The sequence below is a fragment of the Aeromonas sp. QDB30 genome (assembly GCF_027707645.1).
Taxonomy (GTDB): domain Bacteria; phylum Pseudomonadota; class Gammaproteobacteria; order Enterobacterales; family Aeromonadaceae; genus Aeromonas; species Aeromonas caviae.
This window is the reverse complement of sequence record NZ_JAPCIY010000011.1, coordinates 1-11,607: the sequence shown is the minus strand read 5'-3', so window position 1 is coordinate 11,607 and position 11,607 is coordinate 1. Positions and strand designations below refer to the sequence as shown.

General features: G+C 56.0%; 16 protein-coding genes. 11 read left to right on the top strand and 5 right to left on the bottom strand.

The window, feature by feature from the left end:
- Positions 1-42 precede the first annotated feature (42 nt).
- The 8 genes from PG896_RS05365 (at position 43) to PG896_RS05330 (ending at position 4,637) form a co-directional block, all read left to right on the top strand.
- Positions 43-603 carry a hypothetical protein gene (locus tag PG896_RS05365; protein WP_270835469.1) on the top strand — a complete coding sequence of 187 codons (561 nt, stop codon included), beginning with the start codon at positions 43-45 and terminating at the stop codon, positions 601-603.
- Between the two features lie 3 nt (positions 604-606).
- Positions 607-918, top strand: coding sequence for a DUF4406 domain-containing protein (locus PG896_RS05360; protein ID WP_270835468.1), 312 nt, complete (start codon positions 607-609; stop codon positions 916-918).
- A gap of 88 nt (positions 919-1,006) precedes the next feature.
- Complete coding sequence (locus tag PG896_RS05355) at positions 1,007-1,195, top strand: hypothetical protein (protein WP_109422296.1); 189 nt, start codon at positions 1,007-1,009, stop codon at positions 1,193-1,195.
- Positions 1,196-1,208: 13 nt separating this feature from the next.
- Positions 1,209-1,811 carry a hypothetical protein gene (locus PG896_RS05350; RefSeq protein WP_216823891.1) on the top strand — a complete coding sequence of 201 codons (603 nt, stop codon included), beginning with the start codon at positions 1,209-1,211 and terminating at the stop codon, positions 1,809-1,811.
- Positions 1,812-1,867: 56 nt separating this feature from the next.
- A complete protein-coding gene (locus PG896_RS05345; RefSeq protein ID WP_109422297.1) occupies positions 1,868-2,305 on the top strand; it encodes a hypothetical protein in 438 nt (145 codons plus the stop codon).
- Positions 2,298-2,495, top strand: a complete 198-nt coding sequence (locus PG896_RS05340; RefSeq protein ID WP_042642185.1) for a hypothetical protein — start codon at positions 2,298-2,300, stop codon at positions 2,493-2,495. Before PG896_RS05345 ends, PG896_RS05340 begins: the two co-directional genes overlap by 8 nt.
- On the top strand, positions 2,462-3,637 hold the full coding sequence (locus PG896_RS05335) for a site-specific integrase (RefSeq protein ID WP_270807455.1): 1,176 nt from the start codon (positions 2,462-2,464) through the stop codon (positions 3,635-3,637). Before PG896_RS05340 ends, PG896_RS05335 begins: the two co-directional genes overlap by 34 nt.
- Before the next feature lie 139 nt (positions 3,638-3,776).
- Positions 3,777-4,637, top strand: a complete 861-nt coding sequence (locus PG896_RS05330) for a hypothetical protein (protein ID WP_270835466.1) — start codon at positions 3,777-3,779, stop codon at positions 4,635-4,637.
- Positions 4,638-4,640: 3 nt separating this feature from the next.
- On the opposite strand, the gene PG896_RS05325 is transcribed toward PG896_RS05330, so the two are convergent.
- The 3 genes from PG896_RS05325 to PG896_RS05320 all read right to left on the bottom strand — a co-directional run bounded on the left by PG896_RS05325 (position 4,641) and on the right by PG896_RS05320 (position 6,769).
- Positions 4,641-5,803 (bottom strand): IS3 family transposase gene (locus tag PG896_RS05325; protein ID WP_103243192.1). Its coding sequence is split into 2 segments (ribosomal slippage): positions 4,641-5,548 and positions 5,548-5,803, totalling 1,164 coding nucleotides; the frame shifts between segments, so codons are not numbered across the junction.
- 63 nt (positions 5,804-5,866) lie between these two features.
- On the bottom strand, positions 5,867-6,109 hold the full coding sequence (locus tag PG896_RS21180) for a helix-turn-helix domain-containing protein (RefSeq protein ID WP_103243501.1): 243 nt from the start codon (positions 6,107-6,109) through the stop codon (positions 5,867-5,869).
- A gap of 168 nt (positions 6,110-6,277) precedes the next feature.
- On the bottom strand, positions 6,278-6,769 hold the full coding sequence (locus tag PG896_RS05320) for a hypothetical protein (protein ID WP_069651784.1): 492 nt from the start codon (positions 6,767-6,769) through the stop codon (positions 6,278-6,280).
- A gap of 204 nt (positions 6,770-6,973) precedes the next feature.
- Between PG896_RS05320 and istA the strand changes: the two genes are divergently transcribed.
- Together istA and istB are read left to right on the top strand one after the other, a co-directional pair.
- Positions 6,974-8,536, top strand: a complete 1,563-nt coding sequence (istA, locus tag PG896_RS05315) for an IS21 family transposase (protein WP_024945937.1) — start codon at positions 6,974-6,976, stop codon at positions 8,534-8,536.
- Between the two features lie 25 nt (positions 8,537-8,561).
- Positions 8,562-9,317 (top strand): IS21-like element helper ATPase IstB, encoded by a 756-nt coding sequence (istB, locus tag PG896_RS05310; RefSeq protein WP_024945936.1) that lies wholly within the window; start codon positions 8,562-8,564, stop codon positions 9,315-9,317.
- Between the two features lie 81 nt (positions 9,318-9,398).
- Here istB and PG896_RS05305 read toward each other — a convergent pair whose 3' ends face one another.
- Together PG896_RS05305 and PG896_RS05300 are read right to left on the bottom strand one after the other, a co-directional pair.
- Positions 9,399-9,704, bottom strand: coding sequence for a hypothetical protein (locus tag PG896_RS05305; RefSeq protein ID WP_158654839.1), 306 nt, complete (start codon positions 9,702-9,704; stop codon positions 9,399-9,401).
- Positions 9,705-9,858: 154 nt separating this feature from the next.
- Entirely contained in the window at positions 9,859-10,416 is a 558-nt protein-coding gene (locus PG896_RS05300) for a recombinase family protein (RefSeq protein ID WP_103243503.1), read from the bottom strand.
- Between the two features lie 260 nt (positions 10,417-10,676).
- On the opposite strand from PG896_RS05300, the gene PG896_RS05295 reads away from it, so the two are divergent.
- Positions 10,677-11,285 carry a type VI secretion system-associated protein TagO gene (locus PG896_RS05295; RefSeq protein ID WP_103243504.1) on the top strand — a complete coding sequence of 203 codons (609 nt, stop codon included), beginning with the start codon at positions 10,677-10,679 and terminating at the stop codon, positions 11,283-11,285.
- Positions 11,286-11,607: the final 322 nt, after the last annotated feature.

The following is an 11,607-nucleotide window of genomic DNA, read 5'->3' as shown; positions in this document are numbered from 1 at the left end:
CATAGCCCCGGCAAGTCCGGGGCTTTTCAATGAGGACCAACCATGAATATTGACTTGGAAAAGCTGCTGGAGCTGGCCAAAGCCTCAACGCCTGGGCCTTGGGCGGTATCCGCTGAAACCCCGCAATTCGGAGACTGGAGCGTCAGGCAGGATCCTGCTGACTGGAATGGCAGTGGCTACCAGCTGATCTGTTCTCTTCCGTCTGCCAAAAAAGGCGGGCACTACGGTGAGATGTTCCGCGCCAACGCCCACTTCATCGCCGCCGCCAACCCCGCCACGGTCACCGAGCTGGTGAGCATGGTAAAGGCATCCACCACCTCCTGCATTGCCGACGTGCAGGCTGAGCCAGAATTCCCGGGAGAGGTCCCGCACGAGTTGATGGCGCACATCCGCCAGTGCATCGAAACCAAGGACGAGCAGAGCCTGATCCAGATGATGCGCATGGCCGTGTCCATCACCAAGAAGGGCATTCAGGAGCGCATCGCTGCCCGCACCGGGATCTCCATTGAGGGCATCTTTGGCCGCGTGGTGCGCGACCAGTGCAGCTGTGGCGAGCCAGTAGGTGAGACGGTGCCAGCGGCCAAGTATGGGGAGGCAGAGTAATTCATGGCGAAAATCTACATCGCCGGGCCTATGTCAGGCCTGCCCAACTTCAACCGCGACGCCTTCAACCTGGAAGCAGAGCGCCTACGCGCCCTCGGGCATGTCGCTCTCAACCCGGCGATCCTGCCGGATGGGCTGGAGCAACACGAATACATGGCCATCTGCATCGAGATGGTCAAGATGGCAGATCAGCTGGTCATGCTGCCTGGCTGGGAGCGCAGCGCCGGCGCCAGAGCAGAGCACGCTCTGGCCATCAAGCTCGGCAAGACCATAATCCTCCCCGTGCCGCACTTGGCTGACGAGGTGGCGGCATGACCAGACAGCGGGCCGCCGGGCTCGCAATCCTGGCCATTAACATTCTGGCCGTCATCGTGGCGGCCGACCTGTTTGTGAAAGGTGGCTGATGGCTGACAACAAGGAATTCGCCGAGCAGATCGCCGCCGCCATGGTGGCGCTCGGTACCGAGGAGGCCCTGAGCTGCATGAGTCGGGTGATGTGCTGGGTCGCAGCAGACCACGGCCAGCCAATCCAGTTCGAGTGCGATCTCGGGGTGGTGACAATCGAACCAAAGCAGCAACCGCTGCAAAGTTAAGGGGAAATAGACCATGGATATGACTTTCAAAGCCCTGATAGCCCTTGGTGTGAGCTGGTCGGCTGGTGCCGTTCTTGAGGTGTCAGCACATGAAGCAGATGTGCGGAAGATGGTTCTTGATGATATAGCCGAGGATGGCGACAAGGAGTTTATTGATGCTCTCGGCTCTGGCCTGCCAAAGTCCGGCCTCATCAAGGTTCATGCCGAACTGGTCGGCTGGCCGAGCGAGCATGAGGCTGGCGAGTACAGGCTGATCAGCGCCACGACAGTATTGGCTCCAGAACTGGCTAACGCCATGGCTGCTGACGTGGTCGCTTCCGCAGCGACTAATCGAGAAAAAACGATGGCAATGTATCGAAAAAAGCCTGTAGTTGTGGAGGCGATGCAGTTCAATGGTGAGTGGACTGGTGATGCAACAGAAATCCTGTCATGGATGGGACGTGGTGGTGAGTGGGACAACGAATCGTATGAGTTAAAAATTCACACCCCAGAAGGAACCATGGTCGCGTCCAAAGGAGACTTCATTATCAAGGGGGTTGCTGGGGAGTTCTACCCATGCAAGCCTGACATTTTCTCAGCCACTTATGATCTGGTGGTTGGTGAGCCAGCCAAATAGCGGCCCTTCCTTCAATACAACCGGCGCCCCATCCTCTGGGACAGGAGGGCCACGCCATGCAGCAACTTCAACTGACCATCGACCAGGACAGCCAGCTTCTCAACGAGCTGGTCAGCGCCGTGCGCTCCCCCACCCTTTCCCGATCGGCCAAGCTCGCCGAGATCGGCCGCATCCTGGCGCACTTCGATCTGCCCATCGAAGCGCCCCGGGTTGCTGGCCAGCTCTGGAGCGCCACCGAGCTGGGCAAGGAGCTGGGGGTCAGCGCCCAGGCCATTGGCCGGCTGGCCAACCAGCACCAACTCAAACGCCCGGCGTTCGGGGAGTACCGCCTTGACCAGGCGGCCAGCAGCAGGAAGCAGGTCGAATGCTTCCTCTACAACCGAGCGGGCCGGGATGAAATCACCAGACTGACGAGGACCAACAACCATGGGAACAGCAGCAGACCCGGCGCAAAGCCACATTCAGGGCCAGCTCATCATAATGAGAATGCCTGACGCCATCCCGCTCAGCACCTACCTGAGCACCATCGAGCTCACCGACCGGGACACCATCAACAAGCGGATCCAGCGCGGTATCTGGCAGCTGGGGGTGCACATCGTCAACGTGGACGGGGTGAAGGAGCGTTGGGTCAACATCGCGGAGGTAACCAAGTGGGCAATGAAAAACAGCTCCCACGCGGCGTAACGGTCCGCGGGGATACGATCAATATCACCTTCACGTTCAAGGGGGTTCGCTGTCGTGAGCCCCTGTCCAACTTGCCGAACACCACCGCCAACGTGCGCTACGCCTCCCGCCTGCTCGGGGAGATCCAGGGCAAGATAGAGCGGGGCCAATTCGCCTATGCCGACTACTTCCCGAAATCCAAGAAGCTGCGGATGTTCGGCGGCGCCTCGATCGCCGCCAAGGTGGCCGACTACCTGGACGAGTACCTGCAGCGTTGCGAGCGCCGGGGGCTGAGCCCATCCACGATGGTTGGATACCGCAAATGCCACAAGGCGCTGGCCGATCTGCACGGGATCACCGTCTCGGAGCTGACCCCCGCCCAGGTGAAAAACTGGCTGATCAGGGGAGGCACTACCGCGAAGACGGCCCGCAACCGGCTGTCGTTCCTGCGCAGCGCCATAGACGAGGCGGTCACGGATGGTTTGCTCGCATCAAACCCTGTTTCGCTGGTGACCGTTTCCCGATATTTGGACGGGAGTTCAGTTCCCGAACAAGGAGCCAAGGACGTGGACCCCTTCACCCCGGAGGAAGTGGCCGCCATCATCTCAACAGCCCACGGCATCAATGAGCAGTGGGCCAACCTGTTCTCCTTCGCTTTCGCAACCGGGATGCGGCCGTCAGAGCTGTGCGCCCTGCGCTGGGAGGAGATCGACTGGGTCGGTAACACCGTGCAGGTGTCGCGCGCCAAAGTGGTCGGGGTCATCAAGACCACCAAGACCAGGGCCGGGACTCGCACCATCGAGCTGACCAGCGAGGCGCTGGCGGCGCTGACCAGCCAGAAGCGCTTCACCTTCATGCGGGGGGAGTATGTCTTTGACGACCCCAAGCTCAACCAGCCCTGGGCCGGGGCCGACGCCATCAGGAAGAAAGCCTGGCTCTACACCCTCAAGCGGTCCGGCGTTCGCTACCGCCACCTCTACCAAACCCGCCACACCTTCGCCACCGCCAACATCAGCCGCGGCTGCAACCTGTTTTGGCTCTCCACCCAGATGGGACACAAGGGGCCAGAAATGCTGTTTCGGCACTACGGATCCTACCTTGCCGAGTACGACGGCCAGACTGCAAAAGCGCCAATCCTGATCCAAAATCCAACTGGAAAATAAAAAAGCCTTATAGTTCAATTGGTAAAGCTGCACGGTCCGGGGGTTCAAATCCCCCCAGCTCCACCACCTTCTAAAGCCCTGATTCGTCAGGGCTTTTTCTTTATGGCTGGTCAGGGAGTGGCACACTGAGGTGTCACATATGCTCTATCCCGGTCTCATCAAAAACCGCTGTGGTGTCTACTGCTACCGCCTGATCTTCCCCCCTTCCCTCCGCCAGTACGGCGCTCCTCGTGAGACCCGTTTCTCACTTGGCACAAAAAGTCGCGCTAAAACGGGAGAATTGTGGATCCATGCTTTCCAACTTGGCAGGCTCCTGCTCGACGAATTATTGGCATTAGTTCAGGAAGCCGATCAGGAAGTAGACATGGCTGAAATCTCAGAAATCATGAAGGCGAAGATCGCCGCGAAAAGAGAACAAATCCGGCTCGGGGAACAGTTGGCCGCACTGCAAGACCAGATTAACGAGCAACGCCTTGCAGCACTACGCTCTCGCAAAGAGCTGGCGACTGCTCAGACAGTGACTCAGAAGGCGAAGGAGCTGGCCCGTACAGCGGTTGGCATTGCCCAACGGACACAAGGCCAGCTCATAGAATCCCGGCGGATGGCTGACGCTCTCGCCACGTTGCCAACAACGATCAACGCCGAGCCGGTGCCCGTCGGTGGAGCCTTGGTTGCCCCCTCTGCGTGCAGTCAATCGTTGGAATGGCTGGTGGCCCGATTCAACGAGCACAGCGAACATGTGGAAAAGCTCAAACCCAAGACCCTGAGCCAACGCCAGAGCAATCTTGCCCGTTTCCTCGATGTTCTCGGCCCGCTGGGCAGCGCGGCGCTTAGTGCCGCCGATATTGCCCACTATCGAGAGGTTATTCGCACGATCCCTAAGAATCTCCCGAAATTGTCAATTTGGAAAGAGCGCCCCGAGGATCCCGTGCTGCGGCGTAACTGGTATCTGGGCTTAGGCAAGCGGGGCCTGCCCTCCCTGTCCGAGCAGGGGCTGTAGTGGTCAACTAAATCCGGACACACAGTTAAGCCGATTTTCGGCCTCTGCTGGCGGTATCCCATCATTGTGTTGATGCGGGCGCCGCCAGTTGTAGTAATCCATCAGGTAGTAGCTGATATCCCGCTTGGCTTCCCGCAGGCTCATGTACCCCGTGGTCGGAAGCCATTCCGTCTTGAGGCTCCTGAACAGCCGCTCCATCGGCGCGTTATCCCAGCAGTTGCCACGCCGACTCATGCTCTGGGTCATGCGATAGCGCCACAGCCGTTGCCGAAATACCCGGCTGCCGTATTGGCTGCCCTGGTCGGAGTGAAACAGCACGCCAGACGGGCAGCCCCGTTGCTGATACGCCATGTCGAGCGCTTTCACGGCCAACTCAGCATCAGGCCTGCCGGACATCGCCCAGCCCACGACCCGTCGGGTGTGGAGGTCGAGCACCGCGGCCAGGTAATGCCAGCGGCCACCTGCCCATACGTAAGTGATGTCGCCGCACCACACCTGATTGGGTTGCTGGACATCAAATTCACGCGCCAGAAGATTAGGAATATCCGGTCGTTCAGACCGCGCGACCTGATAACGATGAGCTCCCGGTTGTTTGGAGACCAGCCCGGCCTCCTTCATCAGGCGACGCACCTTGAACCGACCAATCTGATGCCCCAGTGCCCGCATCATTGACATCAAGGCCCGGCTGCCAGCTGAGCCTCTACTCTCTTTGAACAAACACCGTAACTCACTTCTCTGCTGCACCCGTTCACGGTTAATTGTGCGCCTGCGAGCCAGATAGTCGTAAAAACAGGCGGTTGGTATACCGAAAGCGCAACAGACCAGGGTGGTGGGGGCTTGCTCCCTTAATCGGTCTATCAGCGCGTACGTTCGAGTTCGTCCGCCATCAAGAGAGCAGTAGCCTTTTTTAGAATGGCCTTTTCGCGTTCAAGCCGGTTGATGCGGGCTTCCAACTCCTGAATTTTTTGCTGCTCAGGGGTCAGCGCCCGGTTAGCAGGTGTAGCGCCACTTCGTTCTGATTGAAGTTGCTGAACCCATCGACGCAGCACGGTTTCGCCGACATCCAGTGAACGGCTGGCTTCGGGGACTGAATAGCCTTGGTCGAGCACCAGGGATGCGGCTTCCAGCTTGAACTCGGCAGTAAATGAGCGACGTAATCTTGTCATTGAACACCTCAAATAATGGTGGCGACTGTACCACCTAAAACGGTGTCCGGGATGATTAGACCACTACAGGACGAGGCGAGCGCCCTCCGAGGCTGCGAACTCAGAAGACAATGAGGCCCGCAATCCGGCGCGGGCCTCCTCTATCAACTCCTCCCGCATCGAGTCGGGGCGAACACCTGAACGCCCCCTGATCCGTTTCACTGTGGATAGGCTGATTCCCGTCTGCTCGGCGATAGCAACAATAGGCCATCCTGCCGCGAGAGCTGCGGCGACCTGCGCTTCAAGGGCGGGGGAGGTGCGACGCATCGCGGCCCCCCTCTATTCCGAGCGCATCACACGGGGTCAATTGTTCCCATCGGGTGATTGCTAGCTCCACAATTTGCGTAGGCGACATATTCAGAGCACTGGCCCATATCGCCACACGTTCCGCGACTGGACGGGATAGCCGTATTACTTGGACTGTTTTTTGCGGCTTCATGCTTTCCCCTCTCCATGCTCCAAACCCTGCTGCTGTTCGCAGAACATCGTCCATAAACGCGCATTCCCATTTTGATATGTCAGGGTTGCCGCCCGCTCATTGTCATTGGCTATGGGGGCTACTGCCGCCGATTGTGGGATCCTAGACAGCATGGAGACGAAAAAATCATTTTCTACTGGCACATGCATAGAGATCAGATCCACCCCGGCAGGTGATACGAGCAAGGAGCGGACGATCTCGCGCAACCCTAACACCTGCTGCAATGCGAAAAATCTCCGGCTATCCATACGCCTCGCCTCGCATAGATTACGAACAGCCCCATAAAGCCGGGTATCAATAACCCGGGCCTGCTCTTCATTGGTCTTTTGAACCTCAAGGATTACATCGCGAGCCGCCACAACGTCCCCCTTATCCATCAGTTCCAAAGCGTATGAGAGCTTGCCCGCTGTCACACCATGCGCCTGTTCGAAACGCGTTTCCGGGATCATGTGCGTATTCCCACGCATGGCGATCGCTCAATAACATTCATGCCGATCACTCAATAACATCCATGCCGATCGCCCAATAACATCCCAGGCCGATCACTTTTTTCCTCTATGGGAAACCATGATCGGCATGAATGTTATTGATGACTTCTTCTCCCCGCTTCGTTAAACCCGCACTTTCCAACTGGACCCAAAAGAGGAAAGTGCATGTCTGCGAGGCCTATCACCGTGAGAAAACTCAAAGAAATCCTTCGTCTCAAATATCAGGCTCAACTGGCGCATCGTCAGATCGCCCTCAGCCTGCATATCTCATCCAGCACCGTCTCCTATTACCTCAATCGCGCTGCTCAGTTGGATATCACTACCTGGCCGCTCTGTGAGCGCTGGGATGATGTCACCCTGGAGCGTGCCTTCCTCAGCACCCGCGCGGTGTCCAAAACCCGCCACAAACCGCTCCCTGACTGGGCCGTGCTCCATCAGGAGCTCAAACAGCCCGGTCAAAAAGGGGTAACGCTGGAGCTACTGTGGCAGGAGTATGCCGAGCGCAATAACGGTGCCCACTACAGCTACAACCATTTCTGTCGGCTCTATAAGGAGTGGGCATCGGTGCTGCAACCGTCGATGCGCCAGACCCATATCGCGGGCGAAAAACTCTTTGTCGATTACTGTGGCCAGACCATGCCCATCGTGGATCCTCATACCGGTGAGATCCTCTATCGGGCCCAGGTCTTCGTCGCGGTGCTCGGGGCCTCCAACTACACCTTTGCTGAAGCCACCCGCTCCCAACAGCTTGAGGATTGGGTGATGAGCCACAAGCGGGCCTTTGAGTTTTTCGGCGGCGTCCCGCAACTGGTGGTGCCTGATTGCTTGAAGAGTGCGGTCAGCGTGGCACGCAATACTGACCCGGATCTCAATCCCACCTACCAGATGCTGGCCGCTCACTTCGGCACAGCGATCATGCCCGCCAGGCCGCGCAAGCCGAAAGATAAATCCAAGGCCGAGGTGGGGGTACAGATCGTCACCCGCTGGATCCTGGCGGTACTGCGCCATGAGACCTTCCATAGCCTGGCTCAGCTTAACCAACGGATATCCGGGTTACTGACCCGGCTCAATGAGAAACCCTTCCAGAAGCTGCCCGGTTGCCGCGCATCCATGTTTGCCGAGCTCGATGCGCCAGCACTCAAGCCCTTGCCAGCGTACCCCTACCAGTACACCAAAGTGGTGTCGGTGCTGGTCGGCAAGGATTACCACGTCGACCTGGAGAAGCACTATTACTCGGTCCCTTATGCCTTGCAGGGCAAGCGGCTGGAAGCCCATCTGGCGGAGCGTACGGTCACCCTGTATCACGCGGGTAAGGTCGTCGCTCAGCACCCACGCAGTCATCGCAAAGGCCAGCACAGCAGTCTGCCCGCCCATATGCCAGCGCATCACCAGGCACTGCTGGAGTGCTCACCTGAACGCCTACTGAGCTGGGCCGCGTCCATCGGGCCCTATACCACGCATTGGGTGGATAGTTTTATCCGCCAGGCAGCGCATCCGGCCCAAGCCGTGCGACCTTGTCAGGCCCTGCTGGGACAGAGCAAAAAGTATGGCAAGGCGCGGCTGGAGGCCGCCTGTCTACGTGGCTATCTGACCGGCGCCAACCGGCTGCACCACATCCGCAACATGCTCAAACACGGGCTGGAACAACAACCAGTTGCCACCTCACGCCAGGATCCGTTGCAAGACATCCATCATGACAATGTCCACGGCGAACACTACTTCCACTAATCCATCACTCAACAAGGAAAAGAGCATGCAATTACATCTCGATGAACAACTGAGCACCCTGCGTCTGGGCGGTGTGAAACAGGCGCTGAGTCAGCAACAGACACAGAGCGCGTTGTATCAGGACATGAGCTTTGAAGAGCGGCTGCAACTGCTGCTGAGTCATGAGCTGGTGCAACGGGAGCAGCGCAAAGTTAACCGGTTGGAGAAGCAAGCGCGGTTTCGATTGTCCGGTCAAATTGAGCAGCTGGACTACCGTGCCAGCCGGGGAATAAGCAAAGCGCAGATCCGCCAGCTACTGGAAGGGCAGTGGCTGGCTCATCAGCAAAACCTGCTGCTGACGGGGGCGGCAGGCTGTGGGAAGAGTTACCTGGCCTGTGCGTTGGGCCGCTATTTTATCCGGCAAGGCGTAGCGGTGCGCTACTACCGGCTGAAAACCCTGCTGGAAGAGATGAGACTGGCGCAGGCGGATGGCAGTTATCCGAAGCTGCTGGAGCAGGTGAATAATGTGGGCTTGCTGATCCTGGATGACTGGGGCATGGAGATGCTGGATGCGGCCGAGCGCAGTAATTTGCTGGAGATCATCGATACCCGTTACGGGAGGGTCTCGACAGTGGTTGCGAGCCAACTGCCGGTAGAGAAATGGTATGGGATGATCGGAGAGGCCACATTCGCAGAAGCGATCCTGGACCGGCTGATCCACAGAGCGGTACGAGTAGGTTTGACAGGTGAGTCGATGCGAAAACAGGGCATCAACTTGACCGATGCCGATCAGGCAGAGTAAAAGAAAGACGCAGTTCCTGCGGGTAGAAAAATGGTGATCGGCATGATGTTATTGGCTGATCGACATGATGTTATTAGCCAATCATGCTTTACCTCCATTGCGGGCCAATGCCGCCGCTATACGATACGAGCCGCCAAGGCTTCCACGCTCAATAGTGCGCTGACGCTGCTTCTCGATTTCCTCCTTAACTTCCATGCGCATCCTGTCCGCCAAATCTAGATGGGTCTCACGCTCTTCAATCCAGCCGGTTTCCCCTTCACCAGTGATGATCTCGTCGTCTTCAATCTGCTCAACCGGTATACCGGCAAGCTCTGCTAAAAACGCTTTGTCCCTACCTTCCAGATAGTGCGCATCCTCACCCATCCGCTCTGCGAGCTGACGCTTCAATATTGAAACCTTCATGTATAAGCCTATAAATCTCAATAAGTTACAATGATTTCATGTTACACAAACAGATGACCGATCACCATATTCGAGACAAAAAAATACCGGCGCTTGGCCGGTATGTTGTTGCTTTATTCGCGTGCTGCTTGGGTCGTCATTACGCTGCTTTGCAGGCTCGCTTCACACTGGCGGGTGAAATCCCAAAATGTTCGGCGGTCGCCTGGATGCTTGCGCTGTTTTCCTTCCGCCAGATAGCAACGGCGGTATCGTCGATGGTCTTCTCACGCCCTAATGCTTTGCCCTCTGCCTTGGCCTTAGCGATCCCGGCCATCTGACGGGCCTTGATATTTGAGCGTTCCAGCTCTGCGACAGCGGCCAGCATGGTCAGCATTGCCTTACCGATTGGCGTGGATAGGTCGAACCCCTCCCGCAAGCTGATAATCGACACGCCCTTGGCTTGCAGCGCTTCAACCGTGTATAGAACGTCGATGGTGTCACGCCCAAGACGGTCAACAGCGGGAACAATTAGCGTATCCCCCTTCCGCACAAACTTGAACAGCTCGGAGAATTCCGGGCGCTCTAATGCCTTCACTGCGCCAGATATGCCCTCGTCTGCGAACCACGTTTCTACCTTGTGAATCTGCTCAATGCTGTGTCGCTGAGCCTCTACGCTTTGCTCGCCAGTGCTCACCCTCAGATACCCGATAACCGCCATAACAATTCCCCACTGATAGCTCAAAAACTATAGCTCACAATGTAGTGATAGCTCATATTGAAATCAACACTTTTGAGCCACTCTTTTCGATGGGGTGTTTGGGTGGCTCAAAAGGTACAATTTATGAGCCGCACAAGTCGTGCTGTTCACTAGCTACTATCTGATGCCGATAAATGCGTGCAAAATGTTAGATTGCGCAAAGTTACTGAGCAAAGCTCTACGTATAATTAGCTATTTTCATAAATAGGAGATGTGATGGCATGGATAGCAAACCTATTCACTTAACAGTTTTATTACTTTTAGCAACGAATTCTTATGCAGCTTTAGATGAAAAAGAGTTTGCAAAATGTGCAGCTCTTGAGGGGGATTTACACCGACTGGAGTGCTTTGATCAACTGGCAAAAAATAATAAACTTGAAGGCCCGCAGGTAGTTCCTACAGCTATAGCTGACAAGGGTAAGTGGTATGTATCGGTTAAGGAAAATCCAGTTGATGACTCCAAAACTGTGACTTTGATTTTGGATGCGGACTCCGGCGTTAGTCGCTCAGGAAGTCCCATTTCCATTATTGCAAGATGCCAAAGTAACAGTACAGATTTATATATTGCCTGGGACGACTATCTCGGGGGTGATGCCTATGTTCTAACTAGAGTAGGTAACAATAAAGCTGTTACTCAGGAATGGAGTCTGTCCAGTGATAGTAAAGCGTCCTTTCATCCAAGGCCAGTTCAATTCTTAAAAGAAATGTTCACATCAAACAAGCTTGTAGCCCAAATAACACCGTACAATGAAAACCCAGTAACGGCTATTTTTGATACTTCAGGCTTAGAAAATGCAATTAAACCCCTCAGGGAAATTTGTAAATGGTAATAATATGTGATTTGGATTCGCTGAATTCTAAGCCACATAATTCAAATGACAATTAGGGAGTTGAACTGGCGTCCAAAATTTGGTGTCATAGTGAAGGGTCACAGAAATGATTCGCTGGAACAGGTCATCTAACCGATTGATCTGAAATGATAAACTAAAGATTGGTTGTCACCTCCCCCCAGCTGTACAGATCTAGTTATCACCTGACACCGGCCTCAAACCGGTGTCTTGTTTACGCTACTTTAAGTGCGCACTTCCTTCGGTATCAATTTCAGACCCTTCTTGAACATGCTGTAGGGGGTCTGACCCTCCATCATCCTGC

Bases quoted from the DNA above. Each gene is read 5' to 3' on its own strand.
- PG896_RS05365 (WP_270835469.1), top strand. From the start codon at position 43: ATGAATATTGACTTGGAAAAGCTGCTGGAGCTGGCCAAAGCCTCAACG.
- PG896_RS05360 (WP_270835468.1), top strand. From the start codon at position 607: ATGGCGAAAATCTACATCGCCGGGCCTATGTCAGGCCTGCCCAACTTC.
- PG896_RS05355 (WP_109422296.1), top strand. From the start codon at position 1,007: ATGGCTGACAACAAGGAATTCGCCGAGCAGATCGCCGCCGCCATGGTG.
- PG896_RS05350 (WP_216823891.1), top strand. From the start codon at position 1,209: ATGGATATGACTTTCAAAGCCCTGATAGCCCTTGGTGTGAGCTGGTCG.
- PG896_RS05345 (WP_109422297.1), top strand. From the start codon at position 1,868: ATGCAGCAACTTCAACTGACCATCGACCAGGACAGCCAGCTTCTCAAC.
- PG896_RS05340 (WP_042642185.1), top strand. From the start codon at position 2,298: ATGCCTGACGCCATCCCGCTCAGCACCTACCTGAGCACCATCGAGCTC.
- PG896_RS05330 (WP_270835466.1), top strand. From the start codon at position 3,777: ATGCTCTATCCCGGTCTCATCAAAAACCGCTGTGGTGTCTACTGCTAC.
- PG896_RS21180 (WP_103243501.1), bottom strand. From the start codon at position 6,109: ATGCGTCGCACCTCCCCCGCCCTTGAAGCGCAGGTCGCCGCAGCTCTC.
- PG896_RS05320 (WP_069651784.1), bottom strand. From the start codon at position 6,769: ATGATCCCGGAAACGCGTTTCGAACAGGCGCATGGTGTGACAGCGGGC.
- istA (WP_024945937.1), top strand. From the start codon at position 6,974: ATGTCTGCGAGGCCTATCACCGTGAGAAAACTCAAAGAAATCCTTCGT.
- istB (WP_024945936.1), top strand. From the start codon at position 8,562: ATGCAATTACATCTCGATGAACAACTGAGCACCCTGCGTCTGGGCGGT.
- PG896_RS05300 (WP_103243503.1), bottom strand. From the start codon at position 10,416: ATGGCGGTTATCGGGTATCTGAGGGTGAGCACTGGCGAGCAAAGCGTA.
- PG896_RS05295 (WP_103243504.1), top strand. From the start codon at position 10,677: ATGGATAGCAAACCTATTCACTTAACAGTTTTATTACTTTTAGCAACG.